The organism is Pseudarthrobacter sp. MDT1-40-2 (assembly GCF_059383595.1).
The window spans coordinates 331,358-352,044 of record NZ_JBWZCL010000003.1; the positions used below are offsets into that span (position 1 = coordinate 331,358).

Annotated in this window: 19 protein-coding genes; 10 read left to right on the top strand and 9 right to left on the bottom strand. The window is 64.7% G+C overall.

The window, feature by feature from the left end; genetic code table 11:
* The first annotated feature begins 61 nt into the window (after positions 1-61).
* The 3 genes from AC50X5_RS12200 to AC50X5_RS12210 are packed head-to-tail and all read left to right on the top strand — an operon-like array spanning position 62 to position 2,264.
* A complete protein-coding gene (locus AC50X5_RS12200) occupies positions 62-892 on the top strand; it encodes an alpha/beta hydrolase (protein ID WP_494976344.1) in 831 nt (276 codons plus the stop codon).
* Positions 889-1,677: an alpha/beta hydrolase gene (locus AC50X5_RS12205; protein WP_494976345.1), complete on the top strand. Its 789-nt coding sequence runs from the start codon at positions 889-891 to the stop codon at positions 1,675-1,677. The genes AC50X5_RS12200 and AC50X5_RS12205 overlap by 4 nt, the downstream gene beginning before the upstream one ends.
* Positions 1,674-2,264, top strand: coding sequence for a hypothetical protein (locus tag AC50X5_RS12210; protein WP_494976346.1), 591 nt, complete (start codon positions 1,674-1,676; stop codon positions 2,262-2,264). The genes AC50X5_RS12205 and AC50X5_RS12210 overlap by 4 nt, the downstream gene beginning before the upstream one ends.
* A 5-nt stretch (positions 2,265-2,269) precedes the next feature.
* Here AC50X5_RS12210 and AC50X5_RS12215 read toward each other — a convergent pair whose 3' ends face one another.
* Positions 2,270-3,373, bottom strand: a complete 1,104-nt coding sequence (locus AC50X5_RS12215) for an ROK family glucokinase (RefSeq protein ID WP_494976347.1) — start codon at positions 3,371-3,373, stop codon at positions 2,270-2,272.
* 158 nt (positions 3,374-3,531) lie between these two features.
* Between AC50X5_RS12215 and AC50X5_RS12220 the strand changes: the two genes are divergently transcribed.
* Positions 3,532-5,340, top strand: coding sequence for an AMP-dependent synthetase/ligase (locus AC50X5_RS12220; protein WP_494976348.1), 1,809 nt, complete (start codon positions 3,532-3,534; stop codon positions 5,338-5,340).
* An 87-nt stretch (positions 5,341-5,427) separates the two neighbouring features.
* Here AC50X5_RS12220 and AC50X5_RS12225 read toward each other — a convergent pair whose 3' ends face one another.
* The gene (locus tag AC50X5_RS12225) at positions 5,428-8,823 is read right to left on the bottom strand and encodes a pyruvate carboxylase (RefSeq protein ID WP_494976349.1); all 3,396 of its coding nucleotides are present in this window, start codon (positions 8,821-8,823) and stop codon (positions 5,428-5,430) included.
* Positions 8,824-9,113: 290 nt separating this feature from the next.
* Between AC50X5_RS12225 and AC50X5_RS12230 the strand changes: the two genes are divergently transcribed.
* Positions 9,114-9,932: a ParA family protein gene (locus tag AC50X5_RS12230; RefSeq protein WP_494976350.1), complete on the top strand. Its 819-nt coding sequence runs from the start codon at positions 9,114-9,116 to the stop codon at positions 9,930-9,932.
* Positions 9,933-10,024: 92 nt separating this feature from the next.
* Here the strand turns inward: AC50X5_RS12230 and AC50X5_RS12235 are convergent, their stop codons facing one another.
* The 5 genes from AC50X5_RS12235 to gcvH all read right to left on the bottom strand — a co-directional run bounded on the left by AC50X5_RS12235 (position 10,025) and on the right by gcvH (position 13,102).
* Positions 10,025-10,621, bottom strand: a complete 597-nt coding sequence (locus AC50X5_RS12235) for a MerR family transcriptional regulator (RefSeq protein ID WP_493985731.1) — start codon at positions 10,619-10,621, stop codon at positions 10,025-10,027.
* A 236-nt stretch (positions 10,622-10,857) separates the two neighbouring features.
* A complete protein-coding gene (locus AC50X5_RS12240; RefSeq protein ID WP_463937548.1) occupies positions 10,858-11,361 on the bottom strand; it encodes a bifunctional nuclease family protein in 504 nt (167 codons plus the stop codon).
* On the bottom strand, positions 11,361-12,077 hold the full coding sequence (gene ftsR / locus AC50X5_RS12245) for a transcriptional regulator FtsR (protein ID WP_463937870.1): 717 nt from the start codon (positions 12,075-12,077) through the stop codon (positions 11,361-11,363). Before ftsR ends, AC50X5_RS12240 begins: the two co-directional genes overlap by 1 nt.
* Before the next feature lie 21 nt (positions 12,078-12,098).
* A complete protein-coding gene (locus AC50X5_RS12250) occupies positions 12,099-12,575 on the bottom strand; it encodes an FHA domain-containing protein (RefSeq protein ID WP_494976351.1) in 477 nt (158 codons plus the stop codon).
* 140 nt (positions 12,576-12,715) lie between these two features.
* On the bottom strand, positions 12,716-13,102 hold the full coding sequence (gene gcvH, locus AC50X5_RS12255) for a glycine cleavage system protein GcvH (RefSeq protein WP_494976352.1): 387 nt from the start codon (positions 13,100-13,102) through the stop codon (positions 12,716-12,718).
* A gap of 114 nt (positions 13,103-13,216) precedes the next feature.
* Between gcvH and AC50X5_RS12260 the strand changes: the two genes are divergently transcribed.
* Positions 13,217-13,858 carry a hypothetical protein gene (locus AC50X5_RS12260; protein WP_494976353.1) on the top strand — a complete coding sequence of 214 codons (642 nt, stop codon included), beginning with the start codon at positions 13,217-13,219 and terminating at the stop codon, positions 13,856-13,858.
* Positions 13,859-13,876: 18 nt separating this feature from the next.
* Positions 13,877-14,752 carry an Fpg/Nei family DNA glycosylase gene (locus tag AC50X5_RS12265; RefSeq protein ID WP_494976354.1) on the top strand — a complete coding sequence of 292 codons (876 nt, stop codon included), beginning with the start codon at positions 13,877-13,879 and terminating at the stop codon, positions 14,750-14,752.
* A gap of 17 nt (positions 14,753-14,769) precedes the next feature.
* Here the strand turns inward: AC50X5_RS12265 and AC50X5_RS12270 are convergent, their stop codons facing one another.
* The gene (locus AC50X5_RS12270; RefSeq protein ID WP_494976408.1) at positions 14,770-15,798 is read right to left on the bottom strand and encodes an alpha/beta hydrolase; all 1,029 of its coding nucleotides are present in this window, start codon (positions 15,796-15,798) and stop codon (positions 14,770-14,772) included.
* Between the two features lie 105 nt (positions 15,799-15,903).
* Here AC50X5_RS12270 and AC50X5_RS12275 point away from each other — a divergent pair, with 105 nt between their 5' ends.
* The 3 genes from AC50X5_RS12275 to AC50X5_RS12285 all read left to right on the top strand — a co-directional run bounded on the left by AC50X5_RS12275 (position 15,904) and on the right by AC50X5_RS12285 (position 20,533).
* Positions 15,904-16,998, top strand: a complete 1,095-nt coding sequence (locus tag AC50X5_RS12275; protein WP_494976355.1) for a DNA polymerase IV — start codon at positions 15,904-15,906, stop codon at positions 16,996-16,998.
* A 107-nt stretch (positions 16,999-17,105) separates the two neighbouring features.
* Positions 17,106-17,669 carry a hypothetical protein gene (locus AC50X5_RS12280; RefSeq protein ID WP_494976356.1) on the top strand — a complete coding sequence of 188 codons (564 nt, stop codon included), beginning with the start codon at positions 17,106-17,108 and terminating at the stop codon, positions 17,667-17,669.
* A complete protein-coding gene (locus AC50X5_RS12285; protein ID WP_494976357.1) occupies positions 17,666-20,533 on the top strand; it encodes an ATP-binding cassette domain-containing protein in 2,868 nt (955 codons plus the stop codon). The genes AC50X5_RS12280 and AC50X5_RS12285 overlap by 4 nt, the downstream gene beginning before the upstream one ends.
* Here AC50X5_RS12285 and AC50X5_RS12290 read toward each other — a convergent pair.
* Positions 20,523-20,675, bottom strand: a complete 153-nt coding sequence (locus AC50X5_RS12290; RefSeq protein ID WP_463937539.1) for a hypothetical protein — start codon at positions 20,673-20,675, stop codon at positions 20,523-20,525. The two genes, AC50X5_RS12285 and AC50X5_RS12290, sit on opposite strands and share 11 nt — an antisense overlap.
* Positions 20,676-20,687: the final 12 nt, after the last annotated feature.

Consider the following 20,687-nt stretch of genomic DNA (forward strand, 5'->3'; position numbering starts at 1 on the left):
CGGGAATCCACTGCCACCCTACTCTAGTGAGAATTGCATCGAACAGTGACACGATGGAGCCATGACGGAAAGCAGCGAGCAGCGAACCCGGGCCGGGTTCAGCTACCCCGGCCATGGCGCCAATGCTTCGATCGGTGTTGCCGTTTGCCACGGCTTTACGGGCAGCCCCCTGAGCATCCTGCCCTGGGCTGAACACCTGGCCGGCCAGGGCTTCGCAGTTTCCGTCCCGCTGCTGCCGGGCCACGGAACCAACTGGCAGGAGCTGGCCGGCTCACGCTGGCGCGATTGGCACCTCACCTTCGAAGAGGCCTACCTGGAACTGGCCGCCACCACACGGACGACCTTCGTGGCCGGGCTGTCGATGGGCGGCGCCATTGCCCTTTTAACGGCCTCACGCCATCCGGTAGCCGGGGTATCAATCGTGAATCCGGGCCTGAGCTTTTATGACAGACGGGTCCGGATGATCGGCGTCCTCAAGCACTTCCAGCGGACCACCATGCCCATCGTGGAAGAGAATGTCACCGCGGCGCCCACTGATGACGGCGACTACTCACGTACTCCGCTGGCCGCGGTCCACGAGCTGAAAAAGCTGTTTGGTGCCGCCACGCGTGCCCTCCGCAGCGTCACAGCGCCCGTGCAGGTATTCCGATCCATGACCGACGTCGTGGTACCTCCCACCTCCCTTGCCATCCTTCAGCGCAGACTTCCAATGCCACCAACGGTCACCGATCTTCCCGCCAGCGGACACGTGGCAACCCTGGACGCTGATGCCGCCACGATTTTCGCCGGTTCAGTAGATTTCTTCCTTAAGCAGGCCGGTCGTGGTACCCAACCTTCAACGGTCAATAAAACCGAGTCTTATGTCCAGGAATCAACGAAGGAAACCCGGTGAAAGTAATTCCTGACCATAGCCCCTTCAGCAGTGCCTTTCGGGGCGAGGGTCCCACCGTGGGCGTTGTACTGTCCCATGGCTTTACCGGAAGCCCGCACGGGCTCAGAAACTGGGCCACCGCGCTGGCCGACGCCGGATTCGCTGTGCGGATGCCGCTGCTCCCCGGCCACGGCACCACGTGGCAGGAACTCGCCCGGACAAACTGGCGGCAGTGGCATGAGGCCGTGGACAACGCGTACCTGGAACTCGACGCCGAATGCGGGCAGGTGTTTTCGGCCGGGCTCTCCATGGGAGGGGCCCTGGCCCTCCGGCTGGCCGCCACCCGGCCGGTTGCGGGCGTATTGCTTGTCAACCCGGCGCTGCGGATCGATGATCCCCGGTCCTCCTTGTCGGGGCTGCTGAAATTCGTCCTGCGGAGCACACCCGCCATCGCCAACGACATCATGAAGGAGGGAATCGACGAAGGCGCGTATCCCCGGACGCCTGTAGCGGCGGCACACCAGCTGCACCTGATGTTCAAGGACACGGTCCGGCTGCTGCCCAGAATCGCGGCGCCCGTTCGGGTTTTCCGGTCCACCGTGGACCACGTTGTCTCGGACGCCTCCTTGAACCTGCTCCGCGACCGCCTTACCGGAGCGTCGTTGGACGTAAGCTACTTGGAAAACAGCTACCACGTGGCCACCCTGGACAACGATGCCGCCAGCATCTTTACCGGCTCCGTGGACTTCATTCGTCGCCAGGCCGCAACCGGCCAGGCAACACTTCCGGAAGGCACGGCAGGATGAACAGACCGGATCCAGGATCACCTGATCAGGGCGCCAACCAGGACGACGCCGTCTGGCTGGATCTGGTATCGCGGCTGCAGGGAGAGCCGCAGACTCCGCCGCATGAGCAGGATGCCTCGGCGGCGTCCGGTACGGAACAGGCAGCTGGAACACCAGAACCACCGTCTGCGGGGCCTTTGCCGCCAGACGCCGCCACCAGTGGGCGCCGGCCCGGATTCGCCGACTTCGATCCACTGGGCCTCGCTGGTTCTGCCCGCCGTGAGCCGTCCGCCGCGGAGCGTGCCCAGGCAGCCGGATCTATGGGCTCCGTTGGGCCAGGGCCGCGTGACTATGAAACCGATGACGCCGGGGACGAATTCGTGCCGGAAGATCCACCCAGCCTCGCCGGGACAGAGCCGCTGACCATGCTGGCCTGGCTCGGGGCGCTGGGCGGACCGATCACGTTGCTGCTGTTCGCGATGTTCTGGCGTGCGGCGCCGCTCCTGGCGATCCTGGGTGTTATTGCGGCTTTCGTTGCTGCCGTTGGCTACCTGATCATGAGGCTGCCCCAAGACAAAAACGACTCCGACGACGGCGCCCGCGTCTAGAAGTGTCAGCGCCGGCTGCGGCTGCTGACACGGGAAAGGTCGGCCGCGCCGATCAGTCCGGCGCTCGGCCCAAGTGCCGCACGTTCGATCGTGGCGGCCGGCCGGAAACCACGCCCCGTAAGGTTGCGCGCGAAGGCTCTCCGCGCAGGTTCCAGCAAAAGCTCGCCGGCCGAGCAGAGCCCGCCGCCGATGACGAACATTCCGGGGTCGAGGGCGGCTGCCAGGTTTGCCAGGCCCAGCCCCAGCCATTCGCCGACGTCTTCGACCAGTTCAATGCAGGCGGCATCCCCGGCAAGCGCAAGCTCGGTCACGACGGCACCCGTGATCCGTTCCGGATCGCCTTGGACTGCGGCCAGGAGCTCCTTGGCGATCGGCGAGTTGGCTTCCGCCAGCGCCCTCGCTTCGCGGCCCAGGGCGTTACCGGAAGCGTATTGCTCCCAGCAACCACGGTTTCCGCATTGGCAGCGGTGGCCGCCGGGCATCATGATCTGATGGCCGAACTCCCCCGCGACGCCATACATGCCCCGCTCGACCCTGCCGTCCATCACCATGGCGCCGCCGATTCCCGTTCCAAGCGTGATGCATACCAGACGGCGCTGCCCCTGGCCGCGGCCGAACCGCCATTCGGCCCAGGCGGCAGCGTCGGCATCGTTACTGATGAACACAGGACGCCTCAGGAGCCGCTGGAGGTTTGCCCGCAACGGTTCATTCCGCCACGCCAGATGGGGGCTGAAAAGGACAGTCCCGCCGTCGACGTCCATCCATCCCGCAGCGCCGATCCCTACGGTACCCACCCTGTACTGCGATGCCAGTTCCCCAACGAGCTCCACGATCACGTTTTCAACCGCCCGCGGGTCGTTCCCAGGCGTGGACCTCCGGGCCCCGCAGAGGATCCTGCCGCTGGCGTCGACGACTCCTGCGGCCACCTTGGTGCCGCCGATGTCGATGCCGATGGCCAGGCCGCGCCGCCCCAGCCGGAGACGGGGACCTGACGGTCGGCTCCCGGCGAGCGGGGACACTGCAAGGGGCGCGGGAAGGCGGGACTTCCGCCGCCAGCCGCCGGGGCGGAGATTTGTTCCGGGGTCCTCCCCGGGAAGCGTGGCGCTCATAGTTCTTCAGTCTAGGCCGCGCGCTGCCCGAATCCGCAGGTCAGGGCGTTGACCTGCTTGTTACTGGCCAGTAGCTTTTAAGTCTGCACATGCGCTGCACCTGCGTACTAGTCTTAGACCAGTAGTCGCAAGGGCAGTCTGATATCAAAGGAGCTACAGTGCGCGAATCCAGTGTTCCGCCCCTGGTTGTTGTCCCGCCGGAGACGAACATCACTGACCTGGTGGTCAAGCAGGCCGAAAAAGCCAGCAACCCTGCCCTTTTCTCCAAGATTGGTTCTTCCGGCACGTGGGAAGACATCCGCGCCCGTGATTTCCTGGCGGACGTTTCGGCGCTTGCCAAAGGCCTGATGGCCAGCGGTGTAGGCCCGGGCGACCGCGTAGGCATCATGTCAAGGACCCGCTATGAATGGGCGCTGGTGGACTTCGCGATCTGGTTCGCGGGCGGCATCTCGGTACCCATCTATGAAACCTCGTCGCCCTCGCAGGTCGCCTGGAACCTTGGTGACTCCGGTGCCGTCGCTGCTTTCGGTGAGACCGCCCACCACGAGAACATCATCCGCCAGGCGGCAACCTCTGAAGGGCTTTCCGCACTGCAGCACGTGTGGCAGCTGGAAGGCGCCGGACTTGACGCATTGCGCCAGGCGGGCACGGGTATCGACGATGCGGAACTGGAAGCACGGCGCAGTGCGGCCAACCTCGCCGACGTCGCAACCATCATCTACACCTCGGGGACCACCGGCCGGCCCAAGGGTTGCGAACTCACCCACGGCAACTTCGTCGAACTGTCCGAGAACGCCCTTGAGATCATTGGCGAGATCGTTAATGAGAACGCCAAAACCATTATGTTCCTGCCCCTCGCGCACGTTTTTGCCCGGTTCATTTCTGTCCTCGCCGTGGCCGGAGGAGCTACCGTGGCCCACACACCGGACATCAAGAACCTTTTGGCGGACCTGCAGAGTTACCAGCCCACCTTCATCCTGGCGGTGCCACGGGTTTTCGAGAAGGTTTACAACTCGGCATTGACCAAAGCGGAGGACGGCGGCAAGGGAGCCATCTTCCACAGGGCGGCGGACACCGCCATCGCCTACTCCAAGGCGCGCGAGTCCGGCCGGATCGGCCTTGGTCTTAAGCTCAAGCATGCTTTGTTCGACAAACTCGTCTACGGGAAGCTACGTGCCGCCATGGGCGGCAATGTGGCACATGCGGTCTCCGGCGGCGGCCCCCTGGGTGAACGGCTTGGCCACTTCTTCCAAGGCATCGGACTGCAGATCCTTGAAGGTTACGGGCTCACCGAAACCACAGCGCCCGTCTCGGTCAACACTCCGTCCCGGATCCGGATCGGCACCGTGGGCAAGCCGCTGCCCGGTAACTCGGTAAGAATTGACGACGACGGCGAGATCCTGGCCAAGGGCGTCTGCGTGATGAAGGGCTACTACAAGCGCGAAGACCTCACCTCGGAAACCTTTACTGACGGTTGGTTCAGGACCGGGGACATCGGGCAGTTGGACGACGAAGGCTTCCTGCGCATCACCGGCCGCAAAAAGGAAATCATTGTCACTGCCAGCGGCAAGAATGTAGTCCCCGCACTGCTGGAAGATCAGATCCGCGCCGACGCATTGGTTTCCCAGGTGCTGGTGGTGGGTGACAACCGTCCGTTCATCGGCGCGCTGGTCACCCTTGATCCGGAGGCACTCCCCGGCTGGCTTCAGCGCCATGGCCAACCTGCGGACACCACCATGGACCAGGCAGCGGAAAACGCCGTCGTGAAGGCCGCCGTACAGGAACTCATCACCAAGGCCAACGACTCGGTCTCCCAGGCCGAGGCCATAAAGTCCTTCCGGATTGTGCCGTCCGACTTCACCGAGGCGTCCGGTCACCTGACGCCATCGATGAAGGTCAAGCGCGCACAGGTGGCCAAGGATTTCGAAGCGGTCATCGAAGAGATGTACGCGGCGCCGCGGGTCTAGAATCCCGCACCTGGCAGGCTAACAACACATAAAACAGGAGGCCCAACCGGTGCAAACCGGTTGGGCCTCCTGTTTTAGTTGCCTTTGTTACTCCACGACGAGCAGCAGGTCGCCGCCCTGCACCTGCTCGATTTCCGCGACCGCGAGCCGGGAAACCTTGCCGCCCACCGGCGTCGTGATGGACGCTTCCATCTTCATGGCTTCGATGGTGGCGACTGTATCGCCGGGGTTGACTTCGTCGCCCGGACGTACGGTGAGCGTTACGGCACCGGCAAACGGCGCCGCCACGTGGCCCTTGTTGGTCGGGTCTGCCTTTTCTGCAGCCTTGACGTTGCTGTCCACCGACTGGTCGCGGACCACGACGGGACGCGACTGGCCGTTGAGCTTGCACATCACGGTGCGCATACCCTTCTCATCCGGCTCGGAGACGGCTTCCAGTTCAGCAATCAGGCGCACGCCACGCTCGAGCTGGATGACGTGCTCCTGGCCAAGCTGCAGGCCGTACAGGTAATCCCGGGTGTCCAGAACCGAGACGTTGCCGTAGGTTTCCTGGCTCTTCTCGTAGTCCTTGGTGGGGCCCGCAAACAGCAGTCGGTTCAAGGTCCGCTGCCGCGTCTTCGAATCCCCCGCCAGGGCTTCGCTGTCTTCCTGGCTCAGCTCGGCGTCGCGCACCTTGACGGTACGCCCCTGCAGGGCCTTGGTGCGGAACGGCTCAGGCCAGCCTCCAGGAGGATCACCCAGTTCGCCGGACAGGAACCCGATCACAGAGTCCGGGATGTCGTAGTTCTGCGGATTTTCCTCGAAGTCGGCGGGATCTGCGTCCAGGCCCACCAGGTGCAGGGCGAGGTCGCCCACCACCTTGGAGGACGGTGTGACCTTGACCAGGCGCCCCAGGATCCGGTCCGCCGCGGTGTACATGTCCTCAATCGCCTCGAACCGTTCGCCCAGGCCCAGCGCCATCGCCTGCTGGCGCAGGTTGGACAGCTGACCGCCGGGGATCTCGTGCTGGTAGACGCGGCCTGTGGGGCCTGGCAGTCCGGACTCGAAGGGAGCGTAGACCCGGCGCACTGCTTCCCAGTAGGGCTCCATGGAACTGACTGCGGCCAGGCTGAGGCCAGTGTCACGCGGGGTGTGTTCGAGCGCGGCCACGAGGGCCGAGGCCGATGGCTGGCTGGTGGTTCCAGCCAGCGAAGCGGCAGCGACGTCCACTGCGTCAACACCTGCGTCGACCGCTGCAAGCAGCGTGGCGAGCTGTCCGCCTGCTGTGTCGTGGGTGTGCAGGTGCACCGGGAGGTCGAACCGCTCGCGGAGAGCAGCAACAAGCTTGGCGGCTGCGGCGGGGCGCAGGAGCCCTGCCATGTCCTTGATGGCCAGGATGTGTGCCCCGGCGTCGACGATCTTCTGCGCCAGTTCCAGGTAGTAGTCCAGTGTGTAGAGCTGCTCTGCCGGATCCAGCATGTCGCTGGTGTAGCACAGTGCCACCTCGGCCACGGCAGTTCCGGTTGCTCGAACGGCGCGGATTGCCGGGGCCATCTGGTTGACGTCGTTGAGGGCATCAAAGATGCGGAAGATGTCGATGCCGGTAGCTGCAGCCTCATTGACGAAGGCTTCGGTGACTTCCTCCGGGTACGGCGTGTAGCCCACGGTGTTGCGGCCGCGCAGCAGCATCTGCAGGCACACGTTGGGCATGGCCTTCCGCAAGGCGGCCAGCCGGTCCCAGGGGTCCTCGCCCAGGAACCGCAGTGCGACGTCGTAGGTGGCGCCGCCCCATGCTTCCACTGACAACAGTTCGGGCAGGAGGCTGGATACGGCCGGACCTGCCGCCAAAAGGTCCCGGGTGCGGACCCGGGTGGCCAGCAGGGACTGGTGGGCGTCACGGAATGTGGTGTCCGTGACTGCGACAGCGGTCTGTTCGCGCAGTGCCCGGGCAAACCCTTCCGGACCGAGGTCCAGGAGCCGCTGGCGCGATCCCGACGGCGGTGTTCCTTCGGGCAGTGCCGGCAGCTTTTGGGCGGGATCGGTCATGACCTTGAGTTCGCCGTTGGGCTTGTTAACGGTGACCTCTGCAAGCCAGGTCAGCAGCTTGGTGCCTCGGTCAGCGGAGACCCGGGACTTAAGCAGCTCCGGGCGCTCATCAATGAAGGAGGTGGCGATATTGCCGGCAATGAATTCGGCATCATCAAGGACCGCCTGCAGGAACGAGATGTTCGTGGACACACCGCGGATGCGGAACTCAGCCAGGGCGCGGCGTGCGCGGGCTACGGCTGCAGGGTAATCGCGTCCACGGCACGTCAGCTTCACCAGCATGGAGTCGAAGTGCGGGCTGATCTCGGCACCAGAGTAGACGGTGCCGCCGTCGAGCCTTACACCCGCGCCGCCTGCGGAACGGTAACCGGTGATCTTTCCAACATCGGGGCGGAACCCGTTGGCGGGATCCTCGGTGGTGATGCGGGACTGCAACGCAGCGCCGCGAAGCTGCACGGTGTCCTGGGACAGGCCGAGGTCTGCCAGCGTCTCCCCAGAGGCAATCCGCAGCTGGGCCTGCACCAGGTCGACGTCGGTGACTTCCTCGGTGACTGTGTGCTCCACCTGGATGCGGGGATTCATCTCGATGAAGACGTGCTGGCCTGCCCGCTCGCCCACCGTGTCCACGAGGAACTCCACGGTACCGGCGTTGACGTAATTAAGGGCCTTCGCAAACTTGACGGCGTCACGGTACAGCGCCTGCCGGATGCCTTCGTCCAGATTGGGTGCCGGCGCAATTTCGATGACCTTCTGGTGGCGGCGCTGGATGGAACAGTCGCGCTCGAACAAGTGCATGACATTGCCCTCGGCGTCGGCCAGGATCTGCACTTCGATGTGCCGCGGGCGGAGCACTGCCTGCTCAAGGAACATGGTGGGATCACCAAAGGCCGCATCCGCCTCACGCATGGCGGCTTGCAGAGCGTCGGGGAGGGCCTCACGGGTGTCAACACGGCGCATCCCACGGCCACCGCCGCCGGCTACAGCCTTGGCGAAGATGGGGAAGCCGATTTCATCAGCCGCGGCAATGAGCTCGTCCAGGTCCTTGGAGGGCGCACTGGACTTCAGGACGGGCACGCCGGCGGCCTTGGCTGCTGCCAGGGCGGATACCTTGTTTCCGGCCAGTTCCAGGACCTCCGCGGGTGGTCCGACAAAGGTGATTCCCGCCGCCGCGGCGGCCCGCGCCAGATCCGGATTCTCGGATAGGAAGCCGTAGCCGGGGTAGATTGCGTCAGCGCCGGCTTCCTTGGCCACCCGCACCACTTCGTCCACGTCCAGGTAGGCGCGGACCGGGTGTCCCTCTTTACCGATCAGATAGGCCTCGTCGGCCTTCTGGCGGTGAATGGAGTTCCTGTCCTCATGCGGAAACACGGCGACCGTCTTGGCGCCCAGTTCATAGCCGGCGCGAAAGGCGCGGATTGCAATTTCGCCACGGTTGGCCACCAGAATTTTAGAAAACATGCTGCTCCTGCATCATTGCGGGTGGATCGGTAAGTGGTCACAGTGTCTAAGACCGCTGCCAACAAACACAAATACTTGTGGTCACCGTCACATCCACAACCGTCATGTGCACAGCACAATCCGGACATGCGTCGCGGTGGCCTCACCAGTCTGCCATGCCGGGCCTGCCGAAGCGCCAATTCGCTGACACGTCAACATATGATGGGGGATGCGGGGATCCGAATTGCCTTCGGTAATCTATCGGTAGTCCTGCCCCAACTCGGCATCCGGCGTTAGGTCTTGGTTTTCACGTGCAAGTAGTCAGCATCAGCAGCCTCAAGGGCGGAGTCGGTAAAACGTCCGTCACCACTGGATTGGCGTCAGCGGCGCTGGCCGCGAACATACCCACCCTGGTGGTGGACCTTGATCCGCATGCCGACGCGACCACTGCTCTCGGCGTCCAAAGCAACGGCCATCTGGACATCGGTCGAATGCTCAAAAACCCCCGCCGGGCCCGCCTCGCGGACAACGTCGCTCCCAGCGGCTGGGTGGCCGGCGCTGCGGCGAAGGGAAACGCCGGCCCGGTCCTCGATGTTGCAGTCGGTTCCGCCTTCACCGGTATCTACGACCGGCCCGACCTGGGCAAGCGCGACCTCCGCCGGCTGTCCACAATTCTGTCCGGAGCAGAGCACTACCAGCTGATCCTGATCGACTGCCCGCCCTCCCTTAATGGACTGACCCGGATGGCGTGGTCCGCCAGCGACAAAGTGGCGCTGGTGGCCGAGCCCGGCCTCTTCTCAGTTGCGGGCACCGAACGCACCATGCGGGCCATCCAGCTGTTCCGGCAGGAATTTGCACCGGGCCTTTCCCCCGCCGGCATCGTGGCCAACCGGGTCCGTACCGGGTCATCGGAGCACGCTTTCAGGCTCTCGGAAATGGAAACGATGTTTGGCGGCATGCTGCTGGAGCCCCGCATTCCGGAGCAGGCCAACTGGCAGCAGATCCAGGGCGCTGCCCATCCGGTCCACAGCTGGCCCGGAGACTCGGCCAAGAACGCTGCCGCTCTGTTTGACACTCTCCTGGCGAACATCATGGGCGCTGGCCGGGCGTCCCGCCGGGCGCAGCGCTAGGACAACTACTGCGGACATGAAAAAGGTGGGACGTCCTGACCGGACTCCCACCTTTTCGGCGTTTCCCCGCAGTTGGGGAGCCGCCGGCGTCGTCAGCTGATCTTGCGTGCAGCGCGCCGTTTGCTCAATTCGTCGTCGGGAAAGGACTGCTCCGCTGCATGTTCGCTGGGCAGCGAGGCGAGGCTCCCTTCCACTTCCCGCCAGACCCGGCCGACTGCAATTCCAAAAACGCCCTGGCCGCCTTGGACGAGGTCGATGACTTCGTCCGCCGATGTGCACTCGTACACGCTGGCACCGTCGCTCATCAGGGTAATCTGGGCCAGGTCCTCCACGCCACGCTCGCGCAGGTGTTCGACGGCGGTACGGATCTGCTGAAGCGAGACGCCGGTGTCGAGAAGGCGCTTGACGACCTTCAGGACCAGGATGTCCCGGAAACCATAGAGCCGCTGGGAGCCGGAACCGGCTGCACCGCGGACGGCAGGTTCCACCAGGCCCGTCCGTGCCCAGTAGTCCAGCTGCCGGTAAGTAATTCCCGCCGCCTTACAGGCAGTGGGACCCCGGTATCCGGCGTCTTCGTCCAGAACCGGAAGGTCTTCGGTAAACAGCAGCCCCTGGGCCCCGCTCACGGGCGCAGCCTTGCCAGCCTTCGTAGGCTGCTTGAGCTGGCCTGAATCGCCTTTGGGACTCACCTGGATCCTCCTTGTCCTAAGCTCCCCGGGGATTCCAAACAGCCACCGGCCCGCGATAAAGGCCATGCATGTAATTCCGCAGAGAACGCACTTTCCAGTGTGACTTGCGGGACCGCTGTAAGCAATGGGAACTTGATACTTCGACGTTAGGCGTGCTGCGCCCCAAGGTCAAAGATCTAGGCACCATCTGCAGGGCGTGTCGAAACTTTCAGGCTCAACTTTAACCTTAACGTGACCTAACCGTCGAAGTCTTCCGGCTCAACATCGTCCAGGAACTCGCGGAAGCGCCGCAGTTCGCCTTCTTCATCCACGCTGGGTGAGGGCTCAGCGTCTTCGCCCTCGTCGTGCTCGGTGATCCGTACCCCTGCCTCGTCCATGACGGCGTCAGCACACCAGATCCGGCATTTCGCACGCAGCGCCACAGCGAGTGCATCTGATGCGCGGGAGCTGACAGTAGTGCCATTCTCAAACTGCAGTTGGCCATAGAAGATGTTGTCTTCCACAGCCACAATGTTGACGCTGACGACCGAATGCCCCAACGACTCCACGACGTCCACAAGGAGGTCGTGCGTCATGGGACGCGGCGGGGTGATGCCCTGCTGCGCCAAGGCGATGGCGCTGGCTTCAGGAGTACCGATCCAAATGGGTACGTGGCGTTCTCCGTGGAGTTCACGAAGCAGCACCAACGGCTGGTTCGACGGCAGTTCGATCCGGACTCCGACTATCTCGACTTCGATCATCACAGTTCCATGCGTGAGATGTGGTCCTGCACCAGGGCGCGGTGCAGGGTGAGGCACAAGTCGCTGATCTCGCGGGCCGCCTCTGCTGCCCGCGCCTGTGAGGCCGCGTCTTTACGGGAGGCCAACGGTGCAACAACGCGTTCCACCAGGCCGAACTCCCGTTCCGCGGCAGCCTGGAACGGCCGCAAGTGCCGCGGTTCCAAGCCATGGCTTTCCAGCTGGACGCATGCTTTGGCGACCTGGAGCGAATGTTCATCAAACAAGCCACCGGTGTGGCCGATCAGGCCGAAGCTCAACAGCGACTGCAGGAGCGGAACGCTGGCGCCGGATTCGGCACGCAGCTGTTCTTCGCTGAGCTTGCGGCCCCGGTTCTTGAGTTCTGCCGCAAGCTCATCCGAGACGATCCGTGGAGACACCACCACGCCCGGCGGAAGGTTTTCCGGCCGTTCGCCGCGGTCGATGGCATCCAGGTAATCCTTGATGACTTTGAGCGGCAGATACTGGTCCCGTTGCAGTGCAAGGACAAAACGCAGGCGTTCAACATCGCCGTCAGAGTACTGCCGGTAACCCGCCGGCGTGCGGCGCGGGTTGATCAGGCCCTTTTCCTCAAGGAACCTGATTTTTGAGGCCGACATACCGGGAAAATCATCGCTGAGCTGAGCGAGGACTTCCCCAATGTTCAGGACCTGGGGACCGCGCCGGTCCGGCTGCGCCATTGCCACAGGCGGGCCCCGTGATCAGGAACGGCCTGCTGCGCGGGCAGGACTCAGGTAGAAGGTGAGGCGGAATTTACCGATCTGGACTTCGCTGCTTGAGCGCAATTCAACCTTGTCCACGCGATCGTGGTTAACGTAAGTACCGTTCAGGCTTCCGGTGTCCACCACATCGAAGCTGCGTGCGGTCCGGCGAAACTCCACGTGCCTACGCGACACCGTGACGTCGTCGAGGAAGATGTCGGCATCCGGGTGCCTGCCTGCCGTGGTGACATCGGAATCCAGCAGGAACCGGGCCCCCTTATTGGGACCGCTGTGGGCAACCAGCAAGGCGGAACCGGCGGGCAGCGCCTCAACAGCCGCACGCTCCTCCAGGGAAAGCTGCGGCGCGATCGCCGGCTCATCCGTTACAGGCGGGAGATGGATCGAAGTGGTCTCCGAAGATGTTTCTGCGCCTGCGCCTTCACGACCATTGGCAGAGTTCACATCGTGGCCAACCATGGGTTCCTCCTCTTCCGCTGCAGCGCCTGCTCCTGCAATCAACACTTACCTCCGGACCGGCAATCACGCCCCTGACGTGCGGCTATGCGAAACAAAGCCGCTCGCCGTCATTGCGTCGGGACGCGAAAACCCGGTTAGCTTCAGCCTACCTGCTGTTCGTACTCCGATGCACTGAGGAGGGTGTTTACGGCGTCCGCTTCTGCCAATCGGACTTCCAGGAGCCAGCCATCGCCGTACGAATCGGTATTGATCAGGGCTGAATCCGTGTCCAGGGACTCGTTGCGGGCCACCACTTCCCCACTGACGGGCGCGTAGATGTCGCTGACGCTTTTGGTCGACTCGACCTCGCCGATGACCTCCCCGGCCCTGACGGCAGTGCCCGGCTCAGGCATCTGGGCGTAGACGACGTCACCCAGGGCATCCTGTGCGAAATCGGTGATGCCGATGCGGACAACGCCGTCTGCCGTGGGTTCCGAGACCCATTCATGCTCGGCGGTGTAGTACAGGTCTTCGGGAATGTTGCTCATCAGGGGCCTTCCATAGGGTCAATCAGCAATGTCACCGGGGCCAGAACAACAAGCCGCCGGTGAAAGTATAGGCACATCCGCTTACGCCTCAAGGGGTTCTGTCATGATGGTGCCATGACAGAACCTACACAGGCACAGCCGGTGAAAAAGACCAACTGGGCGGCCCGGATCATCTTCGGTGTGGTGACACTGGTAATCCTCGTCCTGGCGTACTTCATCCTCGCCGCTGTCCTGCCGGTCTGGTGGGCCACGACGATCGGCAACCAAGTGCAGGGTGATCTCGCAGCCGGGGTGTGGATGGGCATGTTCTATGGCTTCGTTTTCACACTGCTGCCGCTCATGATTGCCTGGCAGGCGACGCACAGAAAGGTCTCCTGGGCCTGGAAGCTCGTGCTGATCCTGCTGGCAGTGGTTATGGCGTCGCCCAACCTCCTCACCGCCGCGATCCTCATCAGTAATTCCGAACCGGCCCACAACGGCCAGCGGATCCTGGGCACCGAGGCCACATGGTTTCCCATCTGGACCCAGATCTCAGCCGTGGCCGCTGCAGTGGCCTTTGTTGCCGGCGTCGTGCTGTGGAGGATCTGGCGGCAGCGGGGCCGCAAGATCAAGGCGTTCAAAAAAGCCGAGGCGGAGCGCACCCTCGCCGCGAAGAACACCGAACGGGACGCGCAGGATACGACAACGACAACGTCACCAGCCAAGGCACGCGAAGGCGCCGACGACCATGCCGGCGGCTCCGGTCCGCGCCACTGATCGGTAAGAGTGTGATCCATGCCTGAACTGCCAGAAGTCGCCGCGCTTGCTTCCTACCTGAACAACCGGCTCAAGGGAGTTGGCATCAGCAAGGTGCAGGTCGCCTCCATCGCGGCCCTCAAAACAGCCGATCCGCCGTATTACGCGTTGGAAGGCCGGACGGCCACCGGGGTGAGCCGTTTTGGAAAGTTCGTCTGTATCGAGGCGGACGGACTGAACTTCGTCTTCCACCTGGCCCGCGCCGGTTGGGCCAGGGTTCTCGAATCGCCGTCTACTGCGCCGCTCAAGCTGGGCAAAGGGCCGATTGCCGCGCGGCTGCGCTTCCACCCGGCCGACGGCGGGACCGACTGGGGATTGGACCTCACTGAAGCCGGAACGCATAAGGGGCTCGCACTTTACGTGGTGAACGATCCCCAGGATGTTCCCGGGATTGCCGCGCTGGGGCCCGATCCGTTCGCAGACGGATTCGATCTGGACACCTTCGCCGGCATTCTGGCAGCAGGCGGCCAGCAGATCAAAGGTGTGCTCCGCAATCAAAGCCTCATCGCCGGAATAGGCAATGCCTACAGTGACGAGATATTGCACGCCGCCCGGCTCTCCCCGTTCGCCGTCGCCAACAAACTTGACGCAGTGGCAGTCCGCACCTTGTACGAGGCCATGCACGATGTCCTGGGAGCAGCCATCCTCGAGGCCAGCGGCAAACCTCCCAGCCAGCTCAAGGACTCCAAACGCGGCCACATGCGCGTCCACGGCCGCGCGGGCCAGCCCTGCCCGGTATGTGGAGACACTGTGCGGGAGGTGTCCTTTGCGGATTCGGCACTGCAGTACTGCCCCACCTGCCAGACCCACGGCAAGATCCTGGCGGACCGGCGGACTTCAAAGTTCCTGAAGTAAACCAGGGCGCGCCGGCGTCACCATCCATCGGAGACTCCGGCGTGCACTTCCGAGCCGGTGACCTTCCGGAGGAAAGCGACCTGTTCCACCATGGCCTGCCTGGCCTGTAGCGTGTCCAGGGCAAGTTGGTACTCATGGCCCACCGTGTCCGGCGTGGTTTCGGCGTCGAAGAAAAGGGTGGTCACGTCCACTCCCGCAGCGCTCAGCGCAGCCACCCATTCCTGGTTCTGCTTAAGTAGCGGATCCGCAGGCCCGGTTGAGATGAACGACGGCGGGTAGTTCCCTTCCACGTGCTCCGGCAGCGCGGCGTAGAGGAAATGGTCGTCTTCGAGGAACGACTTGGTCCCGGAGTAGGACCACATCACCGTGCGCATGAAGAATCCGAACGACTCGTTGTCGTACTTCACGGCAGTGGGATCATAGGGGCCGCTGAACAGGACCGTGCCGAGTAGCTGGTCAGGGGCGATCGCTGCCGGCAGACCTGCCGCGGACGCGTAGTCCGGCTGGGCGATTGCCATCGCCGTCTGGGCCGCGATGTGGGCGCCTGCAGAGTCGCCCGCAAGCACAATGCGGTCCGGGTCGACGTGGAACTCGTCCGCGTGCTCCAGGACGTGCGCGATTGCCTGATCGACCTGTTGCACCGGGCGCGGGTAGGTGGCCTCAGGTGCGTGGGTGTATTCGACGTTCACCACGGTGAACCCGTGCGAGGCCAGCACGGGGAGGTAAGTGCGCAACGGTTCCTTTTGCCCGGCGATGAACGCTCCGCCATGCACCCAGAACACCACGGGCAGTGCGGCGCCAGCATCGTCCGGGCGGAAGACGTCCAGCCGACCCTCGGTGGAGGTTTCGTCGTACACCACGTCCAGGTCTGAGTGGATGCCGTCCGGCACGTACTTCGCTGCGGCTTCGGCGTTAGCGAGGCCGGCAGGATCAGGCGCCGAACGCAGCAGCCAAACGCTGGGCCAGGGGCTGACATTCCAGAAAATCACGCCCGCAACGATGAGGACGACGATGACGCCGCCGATCCATGCGAGAACACGCCCCATTCGTTTCACGCCGTCTGCCCTTTCTGATTGACGGACCAGCTGCAGGATCGTTGATTCCGCACCAAGACTAAAGCCTGAGCCCGCCCGCCGGGAGTCAAATTGCTGATGTTGGGGCAGACTGGTGGCGTGAGCGAAAACAGGTGGGTGCTGCACGTGGACCTCGACCAGTTCATTGCGGCGGTCGAAGTGCTCAGGCGGCCGGAGCTTGCGGGCAAGCCGATCATTGTCGGCGGCCGGGGCGATCCCACGGAACGGGCTGTAGTGTCAACGGCGTCCTACGAAGCCAGGGCGTTCGGCGTCGGGTCCGGAATGCCTTTACGCATTGCCGCCAGGAAAGTGCCTGACGCTGTGATCCTTCCTGTGGACCAGGAGGCGTACCTCGCCGCGTCCGAGACGGTCATGGCCACCCTGCGCGCGCAGCCCGGGGCCACGGTGCAGGTGCTGGGGTGGGATGAAGCCTTTGTCGGGACTGCAACAGAGGACCCGGAAGCCTATGCACGGCAGCTGCAGGCAGCGGTCCTGGAACGAACCCAACTGCACTGCAGCGTGGGAATCGGGGACACCCTGGTGCGGGCCAAGGTAGCCACCGGTTTCGGCAAGCCGGCCGGAGTCTTCCGGCTCACAGCCGGGAACTGGCTCGACGTTATGGGCAGCCGGCCCACCAAGGAGCTGTGGGGTGTGGGAAACAAAGTGTCAGGCCGGCTGGCCAAGCTCGGCATAAACACAGTTGCCGAGCTTGCCGCGTCCAACCCCCAGGACCTGGTCCCGGAATTCGGGCCTAAAATGGGCCCCTGGTACGCGGAGCTCGGACGCGGGGACGGCGCCAGCATAGTGGACGACACCCCCTGGGTTGCCCGCGGGCACAGCCGGGAGACCACCTTCCAACAGGACCTGACCGAGCCCGCCCAGGTGGAGGACGCCGTCAAGGAACTGGCAGCGCGTGTCCTGGAGGACGTTGTGGCCGAGGGCCGGCCCGTGATCGGGCTGACCCTCAAGGTCCGGTACGCGCCGTTTGTCACTAAAACCCACGCGCGGAAGATTGCCCGGACCTTCGACCGGAGCGAAATCCTCGCACAGGCCCTGGACCTCACAGCCGCGATCGAAGCGGACCGTCCCATCCGGCTCCTGGGGCTGCGTGCCGAAATGGCAATGCCCGAGGACGCCCGCAAGGGACACACGCCAACGCGCGGCGGCTGGTGACGCAACAGTGCCGCTGCGGCCGCTTGGCCTCGGCAGGAGCGTAGGAGCGGACGTCACACAACGCCATGGCATCCGGATCCGGAGAGGCAACGCCCTACCCTAGTCAGGTGACTTTGACTAAACTCCGTACCGCCGCCGCGAGCTCACTCGCCGCCGCGGGTCTGCTCATTACTCTGGCCGCCTGTTCCGCGCCAGCCACCAGCCAGCCATCCGATTCTGCCGCCCCGACCACCGCGTCGTCCGCCTCCTCCGCCGCTGCCTCCGAGCCATGCGCCGGCGTGCTGGTCTCTGTTGATTCCAGTGCCCTGAAGCAGGGCGGCACCGACTCCGCGCCCGTCTGCGTGCCGGTGGATGCCACCACCCCCGCGTCCAAGGTGCTGGCCGAGGCCAAGGTGGAAACTGAAGGCACCACCGCCTACCCCACAGAGCTGGTATGCCGGGTCAACGGCGTCCCCGCTGCCGACGTCGACATCGCCCACAAGGGCGGCACCTACCGCGAGGAATGCAAGGAAATGCCCGCGGCCTTCGCCTACTGGTCGATCTGGGTGAAGCCCGCCGCCGGCGAATGGGGTTATGCCCAGGAAGGCCTTGCCACCCTGCAGGTTTCCCCGGGCGACAGCCTGGAACTGCTCTACACGGTTGACGGCGCGCCGGCCGCACCGACGGCGTGACCTTTCGGCCCGCGCCGTTACGCGCAGCGGCGGCTCTCGCCGTCGTCTTCATCGCGGCGCGGGTCATCTACCGCATCCTTTTCAACGGGGCGGGCGTGGGTGACACGCTCCTGCTCAACCTGCCGCCGGTGCGGTTGCCCGGGCCCTTCGCCCATGTGGCGGTCCTCGGCCCGGTAACGGCAGAAGGACTGGGGCAGGCCGCACTGTCCGCCCTGCCGATTGCCGGCATGATCCTGGGCTTTGGCCTGCTCAACTCCGTGGTGGACGTGGCCCGCGGCTTTGTGGTCATGGCCCGCGGCGGTCCCCTGCAGGGCATCGCCCGGATGCTCGTGGTGGCCTGGGCGGCGTTGCCCGCACTGTATGACGCTGTGCGTGCTGTGCGCCTGGCCTTTCGATTGCGCGGCGAACGGTTCGGACCCCGGGCTCTTGTTCCCGTGTTGGAGCGCACCCTGGAACACGCCGCCCGGGTGGCCGCGGCCTTGGAATTGCGCGGCTTTGGCAGCCGGACATCACAACAATCCGACGGCGGCCTGCGCCTCACGCACGCCAGCTCAGCGCCGCTTCTGGTCCGGAATGCACAATTCCGGATCGCCGATGCGCAAGTGCGCGTAGCAGAGTTTGCGCCGCCGCCCGGCTCAGTTTCGGTCATCACAGGCGCCACGGGGTCCGGCAAATCCACGATCCTGAGAGGACTCGCCGGCCTGCTCTCCCACGTGGACGGTGGAGAGCTCGCTGGCACGGTGCGCGTTGCAGGAATGGACCGGGCCATTACGCCGCCGCGTGATACCGCCCGCTTCGTCGGCGTCGTCTTACAGAATCCCCGCGCCGCGTTTGCCACTACCCGGGTCCGCGACGAAATCGGCCTCGCGCTCGAACTGCGCGGCGTGACGCCTGCGGCCAGAAAGGCCCGGGTATCGGAGGTCGCAGAGCGTATCGGTGTCACGGCGCTGCTGGACCGCGATGTCAGTACCCTCTCGGCTGGTGAGGCAACACTCGTGGCGATCGCTGCTGCCGTAGTGCAACATCCGGTGCTGCTCCTTGTTGATGAACCGCTGGCCGACCTTGACACCGCAGCGCGCGAACGCGTTATCTCCGTGCTCAGCGCCCTCGCCCGGGAAGCCGGTGTTTGCGTCATCGTGGCGGAGCACCGGGCCGAAGCCCTGGTGGCCGTTGCTGACGCCTGGTGGAGCATCGACGACGGCGCCCTGGTACCAGGCGCCGCCCCATCCGTTTCGGTTCCCGTGGCTGCCCATCCGACGCCGGGACGGCCAGCGGAACACGCGCCCGTGCTGGCCGCAGCAAATCTTTCCGTAGACCGCAAGGGGAAGCCACTGGTGCACGACGCATCCGTGACACTGCACAAAGGTGAAGTGGTGGCACTGGTGGGGCCTAATGGCGCCGGAAAATCATCCCTGCTGGTGGCACTGGCACTTGACGGCGGCCGCGTAGCCCTCGTCCCGGACGCTTCCGACGACCTCTTCACCCGGGACACCGTCGCGGCAGAGCTCCGCGCCGCAGACCGACGGCAGGCACGCGCGTCCCGGCGCCTTGATCGACTGGCTGCAGAATCCGAGCCTGCTGAAGCACGCCTTGCCCGCCTGCGCGGAGGCGGCGGGATGCCCATTGGACAGGAGCATCCCCGGGACCTTTCTGCCGGCGAGCGCCGGATCCTTGCCATCGCGCTGCAGACCATCGACGATCCGGAAGTGCTCCTGATCGATGAACCCACCCGGGGACTGGATCCTGCGGCGCGCACGGCAGTCTCGGCGGCGCTGCTGGCCGCAGCTGACGCCGGCGCGGCGGTCCTGATCGCCACCCACGATCTCGATTTTGCGCACAGCCTGGGCGCCCGCATCCTTCCCATGCGCGACGGCGTCGCCCCCGCGGCTGTGCCCGCGGCTGCCGATGCAGCACCGGTCCACGCGTCACTACCCCTGAATACTTCACGCTGGCAGGTAGACAGTTCACGCTGGCAGGCCGCAGACGCTGTGGCACCACAACAAACAGTCGACCGCGAGGACGTTTCAGTTACTAAGCCGCGCAGGATCCGACTACCCCGGACTGCGGAACTGCTTGTGCTGGCGGCAGCGAACCTGCTGGCTCTGGGTGCCTTCTGCTGGCCACTGCTGGCGGCGGCGCTCCCGCAGGACGCCGCCGCGGCAGTCCCCTACGTGGCATTGGCTATCGCTCCCCTTGCCGCCGTCGCCATCGCCGTATCGCTGGACGGCTCTGTCCGCTCCGCGCACACCGTGGCGTTGCTCGGCGTCCTGGCCGCAGTCGGTTCGGCGGTGCGGGTGGCGAGTACCGGCGTCGGGGGCGTTGAAGCGGTGTTCATTCTGCTGATCCTGGCCGGCCGTGCCTATGGTGCCCAGTTTGGTTTGCTGCTGGGGGCAGCCACTATCGCACTGTCCAGCGCATTGTGGGGTGGAATTGGCCCGTGGACGCCGTTCCAGATCTTCGCGTGCGCGTGGGTGGGCGCCGGGGCAGGGCTGCTCCCCCACCGGGTGCGGGGGAAAGCCGAGCTGTGGATGCTGTGCGGTTATGGCGTGGTGGCGTCCTACCTGTTCGGCCTGCTCACCAACCTGTGGTTCTGGCCGTTCGCCGTGGGTGCGGGCACGGGCATCTCCTACGTTGCGGGCGCACCGCTGGGCACCAATCTGAGCAGCTTCCTGCTCTACTCACTGTTGACCTCGACGGCGGGATGGGACACCTTGCGTGCCATCACCACGATCGTGGGCATCTGCCTGGTGGGCCGGGCCATCCTGGCCGCGTTCCGCCGGGTGAAGCCGGTATACAGCAACGGCGGGCAGGGCACTGTGGCCCTGCCCGCCGTCGTCCCTGAAATGGAACGGATCAGGCGTTAGTTTTCCGCTTGAGCCAACCCCACACGGCGGTGGCCACAAACAGGATCAGGCCGAGGAAAGCCAGCCAGAGCAGGCCCTTCACCACGAAGCCGAGGATCGAAAGGGCAAGCCAGATAACAAGTAGCGCAATGATGATCTTCATAGTTGAACCCTA

What these genes read in the sequence shown, in the direction of transcription:
- AC50X5_RS12250 (WP_494976351.1), bottom strand. Translation starts at nt 12,575, where the DNA reads ATGGTTGGCCACGATGTGAACTCTGCCAATGGTCGTGAAGGCGCAGGC.
- gcvH (WP_494976352.1), bottom strand. Translation starts at nt 13,102, where the DNA reads ATGAGCAACATTCCCGAAGACCTGTACTACACCGCCGAGCATGAATGG.
- AC50X5_RS12215 (WP_494976347.1), bottom strand. Translation starts at nt 3,373, where the DNA reads ATGAGCGCCACGCTTCCCGGGGAGGACCCCGGAACAAATCTCCGCCCC.
- AC50X5_RS12290 (WP_463937539.1), bottom strand. Translation starts at nt 20,675, where the DNA reads ATGAAGATCATCATTGCGCTACTTGTTATCTGGCTTGCCCTTTCGATC.
- ftsR (WP_463937870.1), bottom strand. Translation starts at nt 12,077, where the DNA reads ATGGCGCAGCCGGACCGGCGCGGTCCCCAGGTCCTGAACATTGGGGAA.
- AC50X5_RS12225 (WP_494976349.1), bottom strand. Translation starts at nt 8,823, where the DNA reads ATGTTTTCTAAAATTCTGGTGGCCAACCGTGGCGAAATTGCAATCCGC.
- AC50X5_RS12210 (WP_494976346.1), top strand. Translation starts at nt 1,674, where the DNA reads ATGAACAGACCGGATCCAGGATCACCTGATCAGGGCGCCAACCAGGAC.
- AC50X5_RS12240 (WP_463937548.1), bottom strand. Translation starts at nt 11,361, where the DNA reads ATGATCGAAGTCGAGATAGTCGGAGTCCGGATCGAACTGCCGTCGAAC.
- AC50X5_RS12265 (WP_494976354.1), top strand. Translation starts at nt 13,877, where the DNA reads ATGCCTGAACTGCCAGAAGTCGCCGCGCTTGCTTCCTACCTGAACAAC.
- AC50X5_RS12275 (WP_494976355.1), top strand. Translation starts at nt 15,904, where the DNA reads ATGTTGGGGCAGACTGGTGGCGTGAGCGAAAACAGGTGGGTGCTGCAC.
- AC50X5_RS12270 (WP_494976408.1), bottom strand. Translation starts at nt 15,798, where the DNA reads ATGGGGCGTGTTCTCGCATGGATCGGCGGCGTCATCGTCGTCCTCATC.
- AC50X5_RS12260 (WP_494976353.1), top strand. Translation starts at nt 13,217, where the DNA reads ATGACAGAACCTACACAGGCACAGCCGGTGAAAAAGACCAACTGGGCG.
- AC50X5_RS12200 (WP_494976344.1), top strand. Translation starts at nt 62, where the DNA reads ATGACGGAAAGCAGCGAGCAGCGAACCCGGGCCGGGTTCAGCTACCCC.